This is a genomic window from Arthrobacter woluwensis (assembly GCF_900105345.1).
Lineage (GTDB): Bacteria > Actinomycetota > Actinomycetes > Actinomycetales > Micrococcaceae > Arthrobacter_E > Arthrobacter_E woluwensis.
Map to the genome: position 1 here is coordinate 218,493 of NZ_FNSN01000003.1, position 19,339 is coordinate 237,831.

The 19,339-nt window shown below is 68.9% G+C and carries 19 protein-coding genes and 1 tRNA gene; 12 read left to right on the top strand and 8 right to left on the bottom strand.

Going from position 1 to position 19,339, the window contains the following annotated elements:
• Positions 1–5: 5 nt before the first annotated feature.
• The 4 genes from BLV63_RS01625 (at position 6) to BLV63_RS01640 (ending at position 5,468) form a co-directional block, all read left to right on the top strand.
• Positions 6–1,754, top strand: a complete 1,749-nt coding sequence (locus BLV63_RS01625; RefSeq protein ID WP_074784412.1) for a PucR family transcriptional regulator — start codon at positions 6–8, stop codon at positions 1,752–1,754.
• A gap of 140 nt (positions 1,755–1,894) precedes the next feature.
• Entirely contained in the window at positions 1,895–2,788 is an 894-nt protein-coding gene (locus BLV63_RS01630) for a MurR/RpiR family transcriptional regulator (RefSeq protein WP_066213187.1), read from the top strand.
• Between the two features lie 134 nt (positions 2,789–2,922).
• The gene (locus tag BLV63_RS01635; protein WP_066213190.1) at positions 2,923–4,128 is read left to right on the top strand and encodes a M20 family metallopeptidase; all 1,206 of its coding nucleotides are present in this window, start codon (positions 2,923–2,925) and stop codon (positions 4,126–4,128) included.
• Entirely contained in the window at positions 4,125–5,468 is a 1,344-nt protein-coding gene (locus tag BLV63_RS01640; RefSeq protein ID WP_066213193.1) for a DUF3100 domain-containing protein, read from the top strand. Before BLV63_RS01635 ends, BLV63_RS01640 begins: the two co-directional genes overlap by 4 nt.
• A gap of 269 nt (positions 5,469–5,737) precedes the next feature.
• Here the strand turns inward: BLV63_RS01640 and BLV63_RS01645 are convergent, their stop codons facing one another.
• Complete coding sequence (locus BLV63_RS01645; RefSeq protein WP_066213198.1) at positions 5,738–5,938, bottom strand: hypothetical protein; 201 nt, start codon at positions 5,936–5,938, stop codon at positions 5,738–5,740.
• Between the two features lie 177 nt (positions 5,939–6,115).
• Complete coding sequence (locus BLV63_RS01650; RefSeq protein WP_066213201.1) at positions 6,116–6,865, bottom strand: SDR family oxidoreductase; 750 nt, start codon at positions 6,863–6,865, stop codon at positions 6,116–6,118.
• Positions 6,866–7,035: 170 nt separating this feature from the next.
• On the opposite strand from BLV63_RS01650, the gene BLV63_RS01655 reads away from it, so the two are divergent.
• Together BLV63_RS01655 and BLV63_RS01660 are read left to right on the top strand one after the other, a co-directional pair.
• Positions 7,036–7,398 (top strand): cupin domain-containing protein, encoded by a 363-nt coding sequence (locus BLV63_RS01655; RefSeq protein ID WP_066213204.1) that lies wholly within the window; start codon positions 7,036–7,038, stop codon positions 7,396–7,398.
• 89 nt (positions 7,399–7,487) lie between these two features.
• Positions 7,488–8,114, top strand: a complete 627-nt coding sequence (locus tag BLV63_RS01660; RefSeq protein WP_066213207.1) for a thymidine kinase — start codon at positions 7,488–7,490, stop codon at positions 8,112–8,114.
• Positions 8,115–8,165: 51 nt separating this feature from the next.
• On the opposite strand, the gene BLV63_RS01665 is transcribed toward BLV63_RS01660, so the two are convergent.
• The gene (locus BLV63_RS01665; RefSeq protein ID WP_066213210.1) at positions 8,166–9,440 is read right to left on the bottom strand and encodes a helix-turn-helix domain-containing protein; all 1,275 of its coding nucleotides are present in this window, start codon (positions 9,438–9,440) and stop codon (positions 8,166–8,168) included.
• A 413-nt stretch (positions 9,441–9,853) separates the two neighbouring features.
• Here BLV63_RS01665 and BLV63_RS01670 point away from each other — a divergent pair, with 413 nt between their 5' ends.
• The gene (locus tag BLV63_RS01670) at positions 9,854–10,549 is read left to right on the top strand and encodes a FadR/GntR family transcriptional regulator (RefSeq protein ID WP_074783932.1); all 696 of its coding nucleotides are present in this window, start codon (positions 9,854–9,856) and stop codon (positions 10,547–10,549) included.
• Between the two features lie 82 nt (positions 10,550–10,631).
• Positions 10,632–11,312, top strand: a complete 681-nt coding sequence (locus tag BLV63_RS01675) for a FadR/GntR family transcriptional regulator (protein WP_066213216.1) — start codon at positions 10,632–10,634, stop codon at positions 11,310–11,312.
• Between the two features lie 37 nt (positions 11,313–11,349).
• On the opposite strand, the gene BLV63_RS01680 is transcribed toward BLV63_RS01675, so the two are convergent.
• The gene (locus tag BLV63_RS01680; RefSeq protein ID WP_074783934.1) at positions 11,350–12,015 is read right to left on the bottom strand and encodes a FadR/GntR family transcriptional regulator; all 666 of its coding nucleotides are present in this window, start codon (positions 12,013–12,015) and stop codon (positions 11,350–11,352) included.
• A 191-nt stretch (positions 12,016–12,206) separates the two neighbouring features.
• On the opposite strand from BLV63_RS01680, the gene BLV63_RS01685 reads away from it, so the two are divergent.
• The gene (locus tag BLV63_RS01685) at positions 12,207–13,214 is read left to right on the top strand and encodes an endonuclease/exonuclease/phosphatase family protein (protein ID WP_066213222.1); all 1,008 of its coding nucleotides are present in this window, start codon (positions 12,207–12,209) and stop codon (positions 13,212–13,214) included.
• A gap of 43 nt (positions 13,215–13,257) precedes the next feature.
• On the opposite strand, the gene BLV63_RS01690 is transcribed toward BLV63_RS01685, so the two are convergent.
• Both BLV63_RS01690 and BLV63_RS01695 read right to left on the bottom strand, forming a co-directional pair.
• The gene (locus BLV63_RS01690; RefSeq protein WP_066213225.1) at positions 13,258–14,019 is read right to left on the bottom strand and encodes a GNAT family N-acetyltransferase; all 762 of its coding nucleotides are present in this window, start codon (positions 14,017–14,019) and stop codon (positions 13,258–13,260) included.
• Between the two features lie 198 nt (positions 14,020–14,217).
• Positions 14,218–14,290: transfer RNA gene (locus BLV63_RS01695), tRNA-Lys, on the bottom strand.
• 158 nt (positions 14,291–14,448) lie between these two features.
• On the opposite strand from BLV63_RS01695, the gene BLV63_RS01700 reads away from it, so the two are divergent.
• The 3 genes from BLV63_RS01700 to BLV63_RS01710 all read left to right on the top strand — a co-directional run bounded on the left by BLV63_RS01700 (position 14,449) and on the right by BLV63_RS01710 (position 16,938).
• Positions 14,449–15,093: a hypothetical protein gene (locus BLV63_RS01700; protein WP_066213228.1), complete on the top strand. Its 645-nt coding sequence runs from the start codon at positions 14,449–14,451 to the stop codon at positions 15,091–15,093.
• A gap of 216 nt (positions 15,094–15,309) precedes the next feature.
• A complete protein-coding gene (locus BLV63_RS01705) occupies positions 15,310–15,927 on the top strand; it encodes a DUF47 domain-containing protein (protein ID WP_066213231.1) in 618 nt (205 codons plus the stop codon).
• A complete protein-coding gene (locus BLV63_RS01710) occupies positions 15,928–16,938 on the top strand; it encodes an inorganic phosphate transporter (RefSeq protein WP_139244623.1) in 1,011 nt (336 codons plus the stop codon).
• A 120-nt stretch (positions 16,939–17,058) separates the two neighbouring features.
• Here the strand turns inward: BLV63_RS01710 and BLV63_RS01715 are convergent, their stop codons facing one another.
• Positions 17,059–17,724: a response regulator gene (locus BLV63_RS01715; RefSeq protein ID WP_066213234.1), complete on the bottom strand. Its 666-nt coding sequence runs from the start codon at positions 17,722–17,724 to the stop codon at positions 17,059–17,061.
• Positions 17,721–19,331, bottom strand: a complete 1,611-nt coding sequence (locus BLV63_RS01720; protein ID WP_066213237.1) for a sensor histidine kinase — start codon at positions 19,329–19,331, stop codon at positions 17,721–17,723. The genes BLV63_RS01715 and BLV63_RS01720 overlap by 4 nt, the downstream gene beginning before the upstream one ends.
• Between the last annotated feature and the right edge of the window lie 8 nt (positions 19,332–19,339).

Here is a 19,339-nt window from a genome sequence, read left to right on the forward strand (position 1 = left end):
TGTCCATGATCCCGGCCTCCTTCCCTTTTCAGCGGCCCCTCACCGTGCGGGACGCCCTGGACCTGGATGCCCTGCAGGCCGGCGCGCCGGAGGTGCTGGCGGGCGAGGCGGGCCTCGACTCCCCGGTCCGCTGGGTGCACATCGCCGAGGAGGCGGAGGCCAGCTCACTGCTCGAGGGCGGCGAGCTCGTGCTCACCACCGGCCTCGCCTTCCGTCGTTCGGCGGACCTGACCCGCACCTTCCTGGAGCGGTACCAGGCGGCGGGGGCGGCCGCCGTCGCGGTCGAACTGGTGGACGACGACGGCGCCCCCGACTCGCGCGCGGCGGCGCACCTCCGCGCCGCCGCCGAAGCCGTGAACTGCCCGCTGATCCTCCTCACCCGCCGCGTGCGCTTCGTCCAGGTGACCGAGGAGGCTCACCGCGCCCTGATGGACCACCAGGTCCGGCGCCTCGAACGAGCCCGCCACGTCCATGAGGTGTTCACGGCCCTGAGCCTGGAGAACGCCGGCGAGAGCAGGATCGTGGAAGCCACCGCGGCCCTCCTGGACAGTCCCGTGGTCTTCGAGGATCCGGCCCACCTGGTGCTCAGCTACTCGGCACGCGACCGCGACCCGGCACGGCTGCTGGACGGCTGGGCCGAGCGGTCCCGTTTCGTCGGGTACCGCAACCAGACGGGATTCGGCACGGGCGGGGACCGCTGGCTGCAGACGCCGGTGGGCCTCACGGGGCAGCGCTGGGGCCGGCTCGTGGCGCCCGAGCTCGTCCCGGACTCCGCGTCGGAGGAAGCGGGCGGCCCGGACGGGGACGGCTCGGGCCGGGACTTCGCCGACGCCTTCCAGGTCCTCGAACGAGCCGGCCAGGCGCTCACCATGGCCCGCATGGCCGGCCGAGATCGACGGGAGGTGCTCTTCCAGGCACGCTCAGGCCTCATCCAGGACCTCCGCCAGGCGACGCCGCCGGACGAGCAGGAAGCGCTGGCACGGGCCTCCGCCCTCGGGCTGTCCCGGGGAGCGGCCTACGTGCCGCTGGTCGCCCGCCTGGAGGCCGAGGGGAAGGCCGGAACGGACGGGACAAGCGGGACGCGCGCCGCGACCGCGGAGGCGGCGTCGGCCCCGGACACCCCCGACGCCACGGAGGTGCAGCTCCGCGAGCGCGCCTTCCTCGACGCTCTCCAGGCCTGGGCGCAGAGCACGCGGCAGTCGGTGCTCGCGTCGAGTCTGCACGCCGGGTCCGTGGCGATCCTCCTCCCGCTCGCGGCCCTGGAACTGGAGGACTCCGCGCTGCACCGGCTGGCCGCGGCGCCCCAGCTCGCGGGTTTCCGCTGGACGCTGGGAGCAGGCCGGGCGGAACGGTCCCTGGTCGCCGCGGCCCGCGGCCTGGATGCCGCCGATCAGGTGGCCGAGACGGCGGCCACCCTGGGCTCGCGCCATCTGCCCTTCTATCGGTTCGCGGACATCCGGCTCCGCGGCCTCCTCGCCCTCCTCCAGGACGACTCCCGGGTGAAATCCTTCGCTCAGGCGGAACTCGGACCCTTACTGGACCCTGGGCAAGCGCACACCCTCCGGCTGCTGCGGGACTACCTGGCGCACAGCGGCAACATGACGTCCCTGGCCAAGGCGCGGAACGTGAGCCGCCAGGCCCTGTACGCTCACGTGAAAAGCCTGCAGAGTCTCCTCGGACTTCCTCTGGACGACCCGGAATCGCGGGCCTCCCTCACGGTCGCACTGCTCTGGCACGATCTGTCCGGATCCTGAGACCCGGCGGCCCTTCACCGCCACTCTCTGCCGCCTCGAAACAAGCCGTCCATCTTGTTCTGCAAAAACTTGTGCAGAAGCGGCAATCTGCACATACAATTGCAAATGAGACGAGCATCACAAGCGCGAAGGAGGTGGCGATGACTCAGACCCAGCCCACCGGCACCCCGGAATCCGAGGACGCCACCGCCGTCGTCGGACAGCAATGGCTCGGCGACGCCATCCCGCCCCTCAAGCTCACCAAGGCCCAGGCCCGCGTGGTGGACGCGCTGACGGTCAACCCGAAACTCGCGTCCTACGGCGACGTCACCGAGGTGGCCAACCGCGCCGGAGTCAACAGCTCCAGCGTGGTCCGGACCGCCCAGGCGCTCGGCTACCGCGGCTGGCCGGATCTCCAGCGCGAACTCCGCGCCCGGTACCTCGTGCACATCGCCAACACCGCGCCGCTGTCGCACCGCGTGGAGGTCCGCTCACCCATCCACGATTCGCTGGCCCACGACGCGGAGAACCTCCGGCTCGCCATGGAGAGCGTGGACCCCCAGGCCGCCGACGACGCCGTGGCCGCCCTCTGCGGCGCCCGCCGCATCGCCGTCGTCGCGCAGGGCTCCTACTCGGGAGCCGCCGTCGTGTTCTCCCACCTGGCCGCGACCATGGGCTATCCCGTGACGTTCGAAGGCCGCGCCGGAGTGCACCTGGCCTCGCTCGTCAGCTCGCTCGGACCCGGGGACGTCCTGGTGGTGTTCCACCTGTGGCGCCCCCTCAAGCACCTCACGGTCGCCGCCCAGCTCGCCCATCAGGCGGGCGCCACGGTGGTGGCCGTCACGGACCTCAAGTCCACCGATCTTGCCAAGGCGAGCCACCACCTGCTGCTCGTCCCGTCCGAAGGCGTCTATGCCTTCCAGTCGGCCACCGCCTCCACATCCGTGGCGTACGGCCTGCTCGCCGGCATGGAAGCGCGCGAACCCGAGCGCGTCAAAGCCGGCATCGAAAGAACCTCGCAGTTCTGGCAGGACCTGGACCTCTACACCACCTGAGTCCGGCGTCCCCGCCCAGCCCTTTCCCGCACGACACTTCACTTCCCCGCCTTCACCGCCGGCCCCGCGCTCACGCCCCCGGCCTCCGACCCGTACCCGGGTGACCCCTCCATACCCCCTGCCTCAGGAGCACCATGCCTTCCGCAGCCCCCTTCAGCGAAAAAATCGACCAGGCCCTCAGCGCCGCACGCCCCGCCGTCCTGGAGATGGCCCGGTTCATCCACGCCCATCCGGAACTCTCCTTCGAGGAGTTCCAGGCCGCCGCCGCCATCACCGAGGTGCTGGAAAACGCCGGCTTCGACGTCGAACGAGGCACGGGCGGTCTCGACACCGCGTTCAGCGCCACCCTCGGCTCCGGCGACCTCGTCGTGGCCATCTGCGTCGAGTACGACTGCCTCCCGGAGGTCGGCCACGCCTGCGGCCACAACCTGATCGCGGGTTCCACCGTCGGCGCGGCCCTGGCCCTCGCGCCCTTCGTCGACGAGCTGGGCATCACGCTCAAGGCCATCGGCACCCCGGCCGAGGAGCACGGCGGCGGCAAGTCCCTCCTGCTGGACGCCGGCGCGTTCGACGGCGTAGGCCTCTCGCTCATGGCCCATCCCGGACCGGAGGGCCGCACCGCCAACCCGCTCGGCACCAGCTCCCAGGCCGTGGGCCGCTTCCGCGCCACCTTCACCGGCCAGGCCGCGCACGCCGCCGCAATGCCGCACCGTGGCATCAACGCCGCCGACGGCGCGGTGCTGAGCCAGGTGGCCATCGGCCTCCTGCGTCAGCAGCTTCCCGACGACCACCGGGTGGCGCTCTTCGTCCGCGAGGCCGGCGTGGCCACCAACATCATCCCGGACCACGCGGTCGTCGACTTCGAGTGCCGCGCCTTCACGCTCCCCGAGTACGAATCGCTCGTCTCCCGCGTGCAGAACTGCTTCGAGGGCGCGGCCCTGGCGACGGGCACGGATCTGAGCATCGAGGACATCGAACCGCTCTACGAGCCGCTGTTCCAGGACCCCCAGCTCTCCGCCCACTGGAGCGAAGCGTTCGGCTCCCGCGGGCACGACGTCACCCCCGCCAAGGACTCCTCCGGCGGCGGCTCCACGGACATGGGCAACATCAGCCAGGTGATCCCCAGCATCCACCCCATGTTCTCCATTCCCGGGGCGAGCTCCCCGATCCACTCCGCCGGCTTCACCGCCGCCGCGAACACCCCCCAGGCCTACGAGGCCATGTTCGACGCCGCCTATGCGATGGCCTCCACCGTGGCCGCCGCGGCGTCGGACCCCGAGCAGAAGGCGCGCTTCACCGCGGCCGCCTACCACCCCGTCACGACTGAGGCCATCGCATGACCACCACCACCTCTCCCCAGACCACCCGGACCAAGGCCCTCCCCCTCGCGGCCATGGCCCTCGCCGTCGCCATCACGGCACAGCTCATCGGCCCGCTCAAGGTCAGCATCGGCGTCGGCGCGCTCCTGATCTTCCCCATGGTGTGGGGCCTGCTCATGGGCCTGGTCATCTCCGTGCAGAAGATCAAGCCGCTGCCCGTCAAGTACCAGCGCCTCGCGGCCGCGCTGTCCGGCGTCGCCGTCCTGGTGCTCTGTGCCCGCCTGTCCGTGGACATCGGGCCCAACATCCCCACCATGCTGAAGGCCGGACCGGCGCTGCTCCTGCAGGAGGTAGGACACCTGCTCGGGACCATCATGCTGGCGCTGCCGCTCGCCGTGCTGCTCAAGATGGGCCGCGCGACCGTGGGCGCCACGTTCTCCCTGGACCGCGAGCCCGCGTTCGCCATGGTCTCCGAGCGCTTCGGGCCCAACTCGGACGAGTACCGCGGCGTGCTGGCCATGTACGTCTTCGGCACGGTGTTCGGCGCCGTCTACATCAGCCTGATCTCGTCCCTCGTGGCGAACTGGAAGATCTTCGACCCGCTGGCCCTCGCCATGGGAGCGGGCGTGGGATCCGGCTCCATGATGGCGGCCTCGGCGGCGAGCATCATCGGCGCCTACCCGGATGACAAGACGGCCATCCTCGGCATGGCGGCCGTGTCCAACATGATCACGAGCCTGCTCGGCGTCTACGTCGGCATGTACATCGCACTGCCGCTCGCGGACCGCGTCTACCGCCTGCTCACCCGCACCCCTGCCGCCGTCGCAGCCTCCCCCGTCACCACTCCCGTGACCGACGACGCCGGCAACGCCACTTTCCGCAGCGAGGTCGCCGACGCGACGGCTCACACCGCCGTCCCCTCCCGGGTCGCGCTGCCGATCGTCGGAGGACTGGGGCTCGTCACGGCCACCATGGCGGATCTCGCCGCCGGCAAGGGTTTCAGCGTCCTGACGGTCGTGGGCTACCTGGTCATCATCGCCATGCTCCTCGCCGCGTACGGCCTGGCCAAGCTCACCCGCAACAAGGTGCAGGCCGTCATCTGGCTGACCACCCTGGGAGCCCTGGCGTCGAGCCCGCTCATCCCTCCGCTGGCCGCCTTCATGCACAGCACGGTCGGCGCGGTGGACTTCCTCTCCATCACCACGATCGTGCTGACGCTCGCCGGCTTGTCCCTCGGCAAGGACATCGGACTGCTGCGCAAGATCGGCTGGCGGATCATTCCGGTGGGCCTCGTGGCCATCACGGCGTCCTTCCTGTTCGCGACCCTGATCGCCGAGTTCTCCCTGGGGTTCTGGCACTGAGCCACCCCCTCTCCGCGAGATGACAGTTGGCGCCCTCACCCGAGCCGGATGAGGGCGCCAACTGTCATCTCGCGCGGCGGGGTCATCTCGATCATCGCGGTGGCCTGCGCTCGTGAGACGAAGGAACTCAGGCTGAGTGATCTGGACACCCCGCGGAGCTGACCTCCCCGGAGACCCTGAGAAACGCAGGATGCCGCCGGACTCTCGGTCCGGCGGCATCCTGCGAGTGCATCGGGCGATGCGGAGGGAATTCCCTCGAGTCCGCGATGTCAGGCCATCTGGGCGGCGCGGCTCGAACGCCGCACCCACACGGCGGGGCGGCCATCCACCATGGGAAGCACGTGCCCTTCGGGGATGAACTGCTCCTTGGAGGGATCGCCCTCCGGGAACCAGTGGCCCGAGGCCGGGCAGTGAGCGCCGGTCTCCGCGGTGGAGACGGCACGTTCGTGGACCAAGGCGATGCGCTTCATCGTTGAAACCCCTCGTTGTCTTGCTAGTTCTCTGAAAGCTTGTCTTCAAGCCTAGAAAACAGGTCACACGCATCCCATGTGCAGATGAACAACGATCGTTGGAATCTCTGTACTCGCCGCCGGTGCATAGACATCCCGAGAAGAGTATGTGTTGTTCATCACATACTCCACGGGGCATCAATCCGGATCACTCCCGCTCAGCCACGCGTCGAAGGTCTGGCGGCCGAGGATCGCTTCGGGACCGGGCAGCAGCAACCCGTCCCGCTGCGCCCGGCCGAGCCCGCCGGGCAATGAGATGGCGGGGATCCAGCCACCCGCACCCTGTGCACGTGCATAGGCCCGCACCATCCGATCCAGACTCTCTTCCTGCGGTCCGGCGAGGTCAGCCACCCGCCCGGCGGGACCGGCTTCGGCGAGATCCACCAGACGGTGCGCGACCTCCTCGGCGCCCACGGGCTGGACCCGCCCGCGGGGCGCCAGGTGCAGCGGACCCAGCCGAGCGCCGTCGTACATCTGCCGGGCGAAGTCGTGGAACTGCGTGGCGCGCTGGATGCTCCACGGGACGCCGCCGGACTCCACCAGACGCTCCTGGGCCAGCTTGGCCGCGTAATACCCGTGCGGCGCGCGGTCCACCCCGACGATCGACAGCGCCACATGGTGCCCGACGCCGGCGGTCCTCTCCGCATCCAGCAACGCCGTAGTGGCGGCGGTGAAGAACTCCGTGGCGCGGTCGGTGTTCAAGGTGCTGATGTTCAGTACGTCGACGACGGCGTCCACCCCCTCCAGCGCCCGGCGGACGGCGCCGGGGTCACGGACGTCCACGCCGGCCGTGCGCGACAGCACCACGGCCTCGTGCCCCCGCTTCCGCACGGCCCGCGTGACACGCTCGCCCACGGTGCCGCCGCCTCCGGCGATCGCGATCCTCATGCCTGCCTCCTTGCCGCGTCGCAGGATCCCCCAGCCGGCGACCCTTCCGCTATTCTGCACCCGCGGCCCGCCTCCGGCACCCCCCGCCGCCCGACGGAGGCCCTTCCGCATACTGGACCGCTCGGTATAGTATGCGGACAGTCATCGCACGTCACCCGAGCAGGAGAACCATGGGAACCACATCCCCCGCAGCAGCGCTGCGCCACGTCCCCACCGCCGGGCTCGCCCACGAACCCCTGCCGGCCGAGCAGGTCCTGAGCGGCTCACCGACGGCGGCGGTCCTGGAACTCGAGGACCTCGGCGACTCGGGGGTGGGCATCTGGGAGATGACCCCCGGTATCGCCACGGATGTGGAAGCCGAAGAGGTGTTCGTGGTCCTCAGCGGTTCGGCGCGCATCGACTTCCAGGACGAGGACGGCACGGTCACGCACACGCTGGACGTCGCGCCCGGAGACCTCGTGCGCCTGAGGGAGGGCCAGCGCACCGTCTGGACCGTGCACGAGACCCTGCGCAAGGTGTACGTCAGCGCCTGAGTCACCGGGCTTCCGGCGGCACTAGACTTATCAACCATGTCCTTCTCTTGCCGCGCGTCCGCCGCGCCCCGGACCGAGGGCCGCTGACAGTGGCCAAGCTCTACTTCCGCTACGGCGCCATGAATTCGGGGAAGTCCACCGCCCTGCTGCAGGTGGCCTTCAATTACGAGGAGCGCGGGCAGCGGGTCCTGCTGGCCAAGCCGGGGATCGACACGAAGGGCGACACCTCGATCGTCTCCCGCCTCGGCGTGGAGCGGGAGGTCGACTTCCTGATCCCGCACGACGCCGACGTCCGCTCCCTGGTCCGCCAGCATGCTGCCGGCGACGACCCCGAGGCGCTTCTGGAGCACGTCGACATGGCCCCGGTGGCCTGCCTCCTGGTGGATGAAGCGCAGTTCCTCACCCCCGAGCAGGCGGACGGCCTCTTCCGGATCGCCGTCCTGGACGACATCCCCGTGCTGGCGTACGGCATCCGGACGGACTTCCGCACCCAGGCCTTCCCGGGCGCCGCGCGGCTCCTCGAGATCGCCCACTCGCTCGAAGAGCTCAAGACCATCTGCCGCTGCGGGCGCAAGGCGGTCTTCAACACCCGGATCGTCGGTGGTCACTTCGTGTTCGACGGCGGCCAGGTCGCCATCGACGGCGAAGAGGTCCAGTACGAGTCCCTGTGCGGCAGCTGCTACCTCCAGGAGACCGGCGGCACTCTCAACCCGTGAGGCCCGGCGGCCTGTGACGCCCGGCGGCCCTGACCTCAGAACCGCCGGGTGTCAGCTCGCCGCGCTGTGAGCGAGAACCGGGGGCGCGTCCTCGTACCGTGTGCGGGAGATCTCCAGGATCAGATCGGCGACCGTTTGGGCTCCCCGGAGGTCGCGCTGACGGAAATAGCCCTCCTGCGCAAGAGCCAGATCCGTCAGGGCCTGCTGGGGTAAAGCAAGGCTCAGCTGTATACGCCCGCGGAGAAAGAGTGCTTCGGTGGAGAGACGACTCATGCGTCGAGGGTGCTGCGTGAAGACGGCGAGGGCTTCCAACGCCTGGTCGTAGCAGCGCCGGGTATACATCCACAAACCGTCTAGAAAGGCGAACTCCCGGTCGTTTTCCTGGCCCAATCCAAGGACCTCCTGGGCCGCCACTGCACGGTCGAGACAGACGCGGGTGGCCTCGTCCGCAATGCCCGCCTCGAGCCGGGCCCGGGCCGAACTGATGTTGAAGGCGACCCACTCCTCCAGATCGACCTGGGGCAACAGCAACCTGGCCGCCTGCTCATGGTGCTCGATTCCTCGCTCCGGGCATCCCCGCGCAAACGCGACATCTCCCATCACCCAGGCCAAACGCCCTCGCTCGTGCGACGGGACGCCGGCCGAATGAGACCGGGACGCCACTTCACATCCGCGCCAGGCGGCTTCTTTATGGCCCTCGCTGAGCAATGCACGGATGTGGAGATGACACGCAGCGTGCCGAACCATGGAGTCGTCCGGCAATGCGGCACTCCCCGACGCGCCTTCCTGGGCATGTGCCACCGCTTCGTGAAACTCTTCCTGAGCCAGGGCCATCCGCGCCGAAAGCTGTAATACTTCGGATCGCAACCCCACGTTGCTCGCCACGAGTCCGTCAGCGAGAAGCATCTCCACAAGATTCCGCCCCTGCTCGTAGCGGCCCAGCCGTGCCAGACATTCCGCTCTCAGCAGGTTCATCTCGCACACCGTTGCGTCACGGTGGCTTTCCCGTGCGAACTGCGCTGCCACCAAAGCATGGTGCGCCGCCATCTCGTAGTCGCGCGCGTCCCACGCGCACCACGCGTGAAGGGCCGCGAGCGAGTACTCCTGGTCCTGGACCGTGGGCTGAATCATCCACTGTTCCAGGTCTTCGGCAGCCATTCCCAGACGCCGCGCAAGCCCGAGAACGATGTCGGAGGACGGTTCTCGGGCTCCCCGTTCAAGAAGAGATATGTAGCTGTGCGAACACTCGGACCCGCCCAGCTCTTCCTGAGTAAGCCCTTTACTGATGCGTTGCGCACGAAGGCGCTGGCCGAAGATCCGGCCCATTTGGTCTCCCTTCCGCACGCCGCTTTCCCTGAGAAAGCGACCTTCCGTCCGGGCCATCAATCGCGCCGCGAGCCGCGACGCGCGGATCCCCCTGTCACATCCTGTCGAGAGGCCCTCAGCGGTTAAGCTACCAGCACATGTAGGACATTTGTAAGGTCCGCATCGAATGTCTTGTCACCGCACACCGCATCACGGTCGGCCACCCGCCCGGCGGCGAGGATTGACGGGGATGAAGGAAGGCGCCAGGCGGGCGCAAAAGGCGGCCGCGAACGCTCGGCGGATCTTTGTCCGCGCCAATGGACAGCCCTTACTTGTCGAGGTGCCAATCAGCACAACTTGCGAATTTCCCTGAGCATGAACATTGCCTCGAGCACCAGCCACATTTACTGTCCGATCAGGCATTTCTATGCTAAATGTCCTACTCTTATGGGGTGCATCACCTACACCCAACTGTCCGCAACGTTCCGCTCTCCGTCCAGATCGGAACGCAGTTGCGCGAGCAGATCATGAACGGAACCTGGCCCATCGGGACCAAGGTTCCGGGTGAGCACGATCTGGTCAAGACTTTCGGCACCAGCCGCAACACCGTCCGGGAAGCACTCCGCGCTCTTGTTCATCTCGGTCTGCTGGAATCCCGGCCCGGGGATGGGACCTATGTCCGCTCGACCAGCGAACTCGGCGCAGTGCTGGGGCGTCGCGTCACGGAGGAGTCCACCAAGGAGGTCTTCGAGGTCCGGGAAGCGCTTGAGGTCCAGGCGGCACGCCTCGCGGCCCAGCGCATCACCGTGGAGCAGATCGACGCCCTCCGCGCCCTCCTCAAGGAACGCTACGAAGGCGCCACGGTCACTGATCGTCTGAATGCCGATGTGAAATTCCACCACCTGATCGTCGCCGCCTCCGACAACCCGTTGATCGTCGAGTTGCACCGCGGTCTGGAGCCTGCCGTAATCCATGACGAAAGCAACTACACGAGCATGGGTTCCGACGATTTCCTCCGAGCGGAACACGAGGCGATTCTTGATGCGCTCGCGGGCCACGACCCTGACGGCGCGGTCGCAGCCACGCTTCAATTATTGGATGCCGCAGCGGAGAAGCGCGGCAACGACTAGAGGTTCGTCATCCTCAGCCATCTGCCGTGTTCTCATGAGCAATTTGACTTTGGCCGATGTTCAGTTGTCGTACAATTGACGGGTGCGTTTTGAACACACCCCTCAGCAGCCCTCAAGCGATCCCCGTGACTTCGGCAGGCGCCTTGAACACTGGATCGAGTCGGGCGTCTGGCCCGAGGGAGGCCTCCTCCCCACCCGCGATGAGCTCACCCGCATCTTCGGCAGCGCCGAGCTGGAGTACACACGTGAGGTCATCGATGGGCTCCATCGGCGCGGGATTCTGATCATCAGGCCCGAGGACGGGCGCCTGGTGATCGGAGTGAAGGGCGGGGCCCTGAACAGCTCGACTCTCGAAACGACTGAGGGGAATCCGGGGCCGGACTACGAGCGGTGGCGGCTTGTGAATGAAGCCCGCAAGGCGCTTCTCACGCAGGCCGCCCGGTTGGCTGCCACCAGAGCCTCAGACGACATCGTCATGGAGTTACGCCACCTGTTGGAGCACCCTGAGATCGGCGAGAGCGTGGAAACCGCAGCCACCGGCGGCGAAGATGCTTTCGAACGCGAAGTAGTTGTCGCCGCCGGAAACGACCTGATGGTGCGAATCTACGATCGGCTCATGATTCTCGAAGCCACGACCCGGGTCAACGAAGGCATCGAGGCAGCCCGCACGGAAAATCTCACCCGCGCCCGTCGCGAAGTCCTCACCGCGATCGCTGCACGCCAGCCGACCGCTGCGGCTCTCCTGGCCGACCGTATTCTGTGAATACCGGCTCGCTCCACCAGCGCTCCGCCGCCGGCACTCAGCCCTGCGCTCGCAGGACCTTGATGCGAACGTGGGCCAGCAGGCGTTCAACGGCCCGGACACTGCCCGCCACGTCATGGTCCGCGAGAGCGTCCAGCAACTCCGCGTGTTCTGAATGCAAGGACTCCTCCGGCGAGATCTCCGGCAGGACAGTGAAATCGAAAACCCTCTCCCGATCCAGCCCCTCATACATCTCCACCATGAGCGAGTTACCCGTCGCCCTCACAATCAGCCGATGAAAAGCGACGTCCGCGCTGGCCACAGCTTCAGCATCGCCAGCAACCTCACGGGCGCGGAGAACCGACCGCAGTTCGGCGATCTGCTGGTCTGTGATCCGATCCGCAGCAAGGCGCACGGCGTAGGACTCCAACGCCTCTCGGGCCTCGATCGCGTGAAGTGTCAATTCGTCTTTGACCCATTCGCCCACGAGGCCAGGGAGCTCGGTGACAGCCCTGACGAAAGTGCCCTTCCCCGGCAGGGACTCGAGCAGACCCGTGTGGACCAGGTAGCGCACAGCCTCGCGAACTGCGGTCGGGGACGCCGAAAGGATTCCCGCGAGCGCAGCGTCGTTCGGGATCTTCGCCCCGACCGGCCACTCCCCTGCTCTGAGCAGCCGACGCAGCCGGTCCACGGGTTCGTCGGGCGTGCTGGTGGAAAGGGACACGGGACGGATCACCTGCGTTCGGGGGCGGGGACGGACAAAAACTTGTGAGTGTGAGTGTACGCCTGGGACTGGCGGCCTCCGGGTCGGTGCCCAGCCCGCTCCCGGATTCGCCTGGTACCTGTAGAACGGTCCCGTCCGGCCCGTGCCGTGCCGCCGGCGCCCTGCCTCTGCCCCCGACCTCAGGACCCCGCGTGAACCCTCCGAACCCGTCCGTCACCTCCTCTCCGGAGGACCGGCCTCGCTCGTCCCGGCTCCGCCTCCGGGACCGGGTGGCGCTCGGCTGCGCGGCCGCGGTCACGGCGGCGGCATTCCTGCACCTCGTGCTCCCGGGCCCGGCGGGCACGTTCTTCGCGATCATCCTCCCGTGGCTCTGGATCCCGGCGCTGCTGTGCGTCGCGTGCCTGCCCTGGGTGCAGCGCCGGGCCTGGGCCGTGCTCCTGGTCCCGGTGCTGGCCTGGGGGCTGATGGCCGCGCCCGCTCTGATCCCCCTGCAGAAGCAAGCCGCTCCTCAGGCACAGGCCCAGAGCGGCGCCGGGAACGGGACCGGGAGCGGACGGATCACGGTGGCGAGCCAGAACGTGAAGGCCGGCAGCGGGGCGGACTCCACGGCCCGGGCGGCGGGCGCACTCGCGGAGCGGGGCGCCGACGTCGTGGTGCTGGTGGAGCTCGACGACGCCGGGCGGAGTGCCGCGCGCGAAGTGCTGGCGGAGCGCTACCCCCACGCTTACACCGTGGGGACGGTGGGCATCTGGAGCCGCTACCCCTTGAACAACACGCGGGCGCTGGGACTGGGTCTGGGCTGGAAACGCGCGCTGGCGGTGGATGTCGAGACGCCCGCCGGGACGCTCACCCTGTACGCCGTGCATGCGGCCTCGGTCCGGCCCGGGGAACAGGACGCCCGGGATGAGATGCTCCGGGACCTGTCCCAGGTGATCACCGCCGACGACGCCCCGCGGGCGATCGCGGTGGGGGACTTCAACGCGGTGGCCCAGGACCCGGCCCTGGCCGGGATCCGTTCGACCTTGGCGGAGCCTCCGCAAAGCACACCGTCCTTCGGCTTCAGCTGGCCCTCCGGCCTCCCGCTCGCCCGCATCGACCACGTGTTCCAGCGCGGGCTTCTGCCCCAGGAGAACACGATGCTGCGCGCCGGCGAGAGCGACCATCTCGCCCTCGTGGCGTCCTTCGCCTTCCCGCAGTGACTCCACGAGGCCTTTCGCGCGGGGCTGGTGCAGGAGTTCTGGTTCAGCGTTCGCGAGGAGCCGACCGCACCGATCGCGGCGCCGCACTGTCCCCACCGTTCCGCACGGCCGCCGGGATCTCCCAGTCGTGAGCGCCGGGGCTCCGGAAGTCCAGGTAGAAGAACCGGCGCCCGGGACCGCTGGCCAGGTACGACCGGGTGGTATACACCGAGGTGAAGTCGAGGAAGGCGTCCGGCCCGGCCACCCGGAACCCGGCCCGTCGCAGAAACTCCGGAATCCACGGTTCCGACTCCGCCTGGATGACCCCGTGGAGGAGCGGCGCCCCGGACAGCCGGTAGTGCCACACGAGCGCGTCGAAGAGGGCCTTGCCGACCCCTCGATTGCGGTGCGCAGGGTCCACCGCGATCGCCACCAGCTGAGGGGTGTCGGCCAGGCCACGGAGCGTGAGCTCCTCCCGGCGCGCGGAACGTCCGGCCACCGCGTCATGGATCGACGCGATGCTGGGGGCTACCACGCCGCCGCCCACCACGATCCCTTCCTGGTCCACCGCCACGAGGACCGTGGTGGCGAGCATGAGCGCGGCGCCGGACCACGGATCGCCCGCGCCTTTGCCGATGGCCTTACGGAACGCCTTCATCCCTAACGCCCTCCGTGGCACCGCCTTCCCCAGCCGGGGATCCCCGACGCCGTGCTCCACGAGGAAGCCCTCGCTCAGGCCCGCCTTGGCCATGACACGGACCAGTCCCGCACGGTCCCCCGGCCCCGCCTCGCGGATGGTGACGACACCTTTGCCCGCCGAATTCATCCCCACTCCATCCGTGTCCCCCACGCGAGCACGTGCACACATCTTTCACCATCATATGTCCTACATTTGTCACGGTCGAGGGCGCTCGCCGGCCTGTGGACGACGGCCCAGCCCAGCACGGCCGTCGCCGCCCGCAGGTTCCACTCCATCGGTTAACGACCACGGCCCCGGAATCTCACGATTCCGGGGCCGTTCCCGTGGGCCCTGAGGGGATCGAACCCTCGACCTATGGATTAAAAGTCCACTGCTCTACCAACTGAGCTAAAGGCCCAACCGTCCCTAGGGACGTCACTACTCTACCGTAGGCACGCAAGGGGTTCCGGCACCCGTCCCCGCATCCCAGGCGACGTTCCCTCCGTGCCTGCCGGAGCCGTCGTGCGCCTCCGTGCCGCTCTGGCATGGCACCCGCACCAGGCGTAGCGTAAGGGCATGAGCGAGAACCCGGGAGCAGCCCCACGGCATCACAAGCCGAAGCCCTTCGCACCCCTCGATTTCGAACCGTTCGCGGGCGGCGCGGACCCGGCGCGCGTTTCCGAGGCGGCGCACCTCGCGGCGCACGCCCTCGTGAAACACGGCCGCGCCGCGGACGACCCGGACGTCACGAAACGCCTCGTCAAGCTCGCGGACCGGCAGGGCATCGAGGTGATCGCAGAACTCTGGGCCGAAAGCCCGGCGCACTCCCTCCCCGGCGCACTCTGGCGGCTGTACGCGCTGCGCGCCGCCGTCGTGAAGGATCCCGACCGGATGGCCCTGTACTTCAACGCCGGCAAGGAAGGCGCGCAGGTCTCCCATGTGGTGGCGGGTGCGGCCGAGCCTCCGGGCGCCGACGAGATCCGCCACATGTCCGACGCCATCCTCTCCGGAGCGTTCGACGGCGAGTTCGACGTCGCGCTGGAACGCTTCGCCGCGTTCTGCCGGGTGATCGCCCTGGGCCAGGCACGCCTGGCCGACGCCGCCGAACTGGGCAACGAGGCGAACGCCACCCGGCTCACGCGAGACTCCCACCGCCTGGTCCGCACGGCCGACGACCTCGAATTCGCAGCCGCGGCGTGGCGAAACGGCCACCTGGACTGACGGCGCACTGAATCACTCATTCCAGCGGCTGTCAATGTTGACTCCGGGCCACGGAAGTAGAAAACTGAACTTGGTGTCGGGCCGCGAAACCCCCGGGCTTCAACAATTCGCCGCTTCGAGCGGCCTACCGCCGAGAGGCGTATCCGGTCCGGCACCATTCTCATGCTGAGGTCCGTGCCTCAAGATCTTTACGCCAGCCAAGGACACCGGTACGACGTGAAACTCAGCCTCTTCCCGCAGGAGACTGCAGGCCTCAAGCTCCTCACCCAGCTGGCCCGCCAGTTGGTGCTGGGCACCGGAACCCTCTCCGAGCTCCTGGGAGCCCCCGCCGCGGACTTCGACCGCCTGGTCGAGGAGATGCACCAGCACGAGGGCGAGTCCATGAACCTGCATTACGCGCTCCTGACCCATATGCGCACCAGTTTCATCAACACCCTCCCGCGCGAAGACATGTTCAACCTGTCCCGGTATCTCAACGACGCCATGGAGAAACTGGACGGCGCCGCCGAACTGATCGGCCTCTACAAGCTCGAACGTCTTCCCACCCGTGCGGCGGACCAGCTGGAGATCATCACCCGCCAGGCGGAACTCACCGTGGAGGCGATGCGCCGGCTGGACGACCTGGACGAGCTCGAGGACTACTGGATCGAGGTGCTCCGGCTGGCCAAGCGGGCCGAGCGCAGCCATCGCGTCTGGGTCGCGGACATGCTCCGCGACATGAAGTTCGCCCAGTACACCCGGCACCGGGATGTGGCGAACCAGCTCGTGGAGGTCACCAAGGACATGCGCCGCGTCGCCACGAGCGTCGGGGCGATCATCGTCAAGGAATCATGAGTGATCGCCTTCTTCCTGGTCCTCACGGTCCTGCTGACGGTCACCTTCACCTTTCTCAACGGCTTCCGTGACGTCTCCTCCGCCATCGCCTTCGCGGTCCGCTCGCGAGCGCTGACCGCCAGCGTGGCGGTGGTGCTGGCCGCCTTCTTCAACCTGCTCGGCGTGGTCCTGGCGTTCCCGCTCGCGCTCGAGATCGGCACCAACTGGCTGCGCCTCCCCGAGGGGCTCAACGGCCTCAGCCTCCTGGTCTCCGGGCTGGCCGCCGGCATCATCTGGAACATCTTCACCTGGTGGAAGGGCATCCCGTCCTCCTCGACCCACGCGCTGCTGAGCGGCTTGTTCGGCGCAGGCGCCGCGGCCATCCTCAAGGGCGGCACGGAGATCCCCGAGGCCTCCGCCACGCTGTGGAACTCCGTGGCGCTGCCCCTGCTGCTCTCCCCGGCCCTGGCGTTCCTGCTCTCCTATGTGCTGGTCTGGCCGACGACCTGGGTGGCGCGGAATCAGCCGCCCAACGTCGTGAACCGCCGGCTCCGCAGGGCGCAGGCGATCACCGCGGGCGCCGTGGCGTTCGGGCACGGGCTGCAGGACGGCCAGCGCACGTTCCTGGTCCTGCTGATGGCGTTCTTCGTGGCGGGCTACGAGGACGGCCAGCCGCTCGCGTTCATGATGGTGACCCTCGTGGCCGCGGCCATGACGGCGGGGACGCTGTTCGGTGGCTGGCGCATCTCCTACACGCTGGGACACCGCATGATCCGGGTGGACCCGCTCCGGGGCTTCGTCACGCAGGCGGTCGGCTTCGCGCTCCAGTTCGCCGGGGCCATCGCCCTGAGCTGGCCGATCTCCACCACCCACACGATGGCGGCGGGCATGTGGGGCGCGGGGACCAACCAGCGCTTCTCCCAGGCCAACCGACCGCTGATCCTGAAGATCCTCGGCTACTGGGTGATCACCCCCGTGGCCACGGCCGCGCTGGGGTTCGTGTTCCAGATGGCGCTCTCCGCCTTGACCTGAGCGATCCCCTTCGCCGAAACAGTGAGTTTCCGCTGAAACAGCGTGTTCAGCTCACTGTTTCAGCGGAAAACCACTGTTTCGGCGAGGCGGGTCGGGGCAACCCAGAACGCCCCGCCGCCCTCACTTCCAGACGTACCGGCGCTCCGGCCGGCCGACGCCCCCGTACCGCAGGCGCACCACGGCCCGGCCCTCCTCGGCGAGGTACTCCAGATACCGGCGAGCGCTCACGCGGGACGTGCCGAGCACCGCGGCCGCCTCCGTGGCGGAGACGTCGCCGTCGTGGTCCTTCAGGAGAGCCTCCACCATGCGCAGCGTCTCGATGCTGCAGCCCTTGGGCAGGGGCCGTTCGCGGTGCGCGACGCCGAAGACGCGGTCCACATCGGCCTGGTCCGCCACGCTGCCGGACTCGGCGAGCGGGCGGTAGCTCTGCTGGTAGTGCACCAGGCGCTCCGCCAGGTCCTGGGCCGTGAAGGGCTTCATGAGGTAGTGCACGATCCCGCCCCGCAGCGCCTTGCGCACCGTCTCCATCTCGCGGGCCGCGCTGATGACCAGGACGTCGAGTTCGGGCTGGAGCGTCCGCATCTCCTGGAGCAGTTCGAGCCCGCTCCGGTCGGGCAGGTGGATGTCCAGAAGCACCAGATCCGGCCGGGTCCGGTCCACCTCCTGAAGCGCCTGAGCCGCCGTGTGGGCGACTCCGACCACGCCGAACCCGGGGACCTGGCGGACGAATCCCGCATGGACCTTGGCCACCATGAAGTCGTCATCGACGATCAGGACCTTGATCATGCCTCCGCCCTTTCCCTCTCCGGCGGGCCGTCCCCCGCCTCCACGCTCCGGCCGAGCACCGCCGTGAACACCGCGCCCCCGTCGTTGAGGACCTCCACGTCCCCGCCGCGACGCCGGCAGACCAGCTGGGTGATCGCCAGGCCGAAGCCGTGTCCGCCTTCGCCCAGCGCGTCCTTGGTGGTGTACCCCTGGCGGAAGACCTCGCTCATCTTGTCCCCGGCCACGCCCGGTCCAGTATCCCGCACCCGCACGCCGACGTGGCCGCCGTCGTCGCTGATCAGGAGTGTCACCCGGGCATCAGGGCGTCCGGTGACCGCGTCCAGCGCGTTGTCCACCAGGTTCCCGACGACGGTGCACAGGTCCCGTGACAGCCCCTCGCCGACGCGGCCCAGCCGGGACTCCAGGTCGAGATCCAGGGGCACGGCCCGCTCGGCCGCGAGGCTGGCCTTCGCGATGACCAGCGCGGCGACCGCGGGGTCCTGGAGGCGTTCGGTGACCTCGTCATAGAGTTTGGTCCTGCTCAGCCGGACGCCGTCCACGAAGCGGAGCACGTCGTCGTACTCGCCCAGCTGGATGAGGCCGGAGATGGTGTGCAGCTGGTTCGCGAACTCGTGAGTCTGGGCACGGAGCGTGTCCGTGGCGCTGCGCGTCGCACCGAGCTCCTGCTCCAGGGCGGCGAGCTCGGTCCGGTCCCGCAGCGTGGTGACGGAGCCGATCTCCCGGCCGCGGTTCACCACCGGCCGCCGATTCAGGCTCACGAGCCGCTCGCCGGCCAGGACGATCCGGTCCTCCACGGCGTCCTCCCCCGCGAGGACCTCCCGGAGGCGAAGATCCACCCCGAGCTCCTCCAGGCTGTGGCCCTCAGCGGAGCGCGGCAATCCGAGCATGGCGCGGGCGCTCTCGTTCAGCAGGGTGATGCGCTGCTTCTGGTCGAGGGCGAGGACGCCCTCCTTCACCCCGTGCAGGATGGCCTCGCGGTGCTCCACGAGACCGACGATCTCTTCGGGCTCCAGGCCCAGCGTCTGCTTCTTGACCCTCCGCGAGAGCAGGACCGAGCCGGCCGCTCCGAGCGCGAGGGAGACCCCCAGGTACGTGACCAGATCCGGCAGCGCTTCACCCAGCCGGTCCAGCACGGAGGGGTACTCCCGGCCCACGGCCACGAACCCCACGAGTTCGCCGCCGTCGCTCAGCACGGGCACGTGCGCCACGAGCGCGCGATGCCCGGAGACGTCGGCCGCACCGGTCCACGCCCGGCCTTCCAGGACATGGCTCTGCCCCAGATCCAGGCGGGTTCCCAGCAGCGACGGATCCGGCGTGGTGAGGATGACGCGGTCCGGACGCACGAGGAGCACGAAGTTCGACCCGGAGACGGTCCGCGCGGACTCCGCGACGGCCGGGAGGGCGGCCCCGTGGCCAGGCTGGGCGGTCGGGAGGAGTGTGCGCACGGCGGGCATGGCCGCCACGGACTCGGCCGCGGACAGGGCGCGACGGCCCTCCACCCGTTCGAAGGTGTCCTCCGACTGCGCGAGGGACACCGCGATGACGCCCACCAGGACGGCCAGCACGATCAGGAGCTGCAGGACCAGGTACTGCGCGGCCAGGGACATCCTGGCCC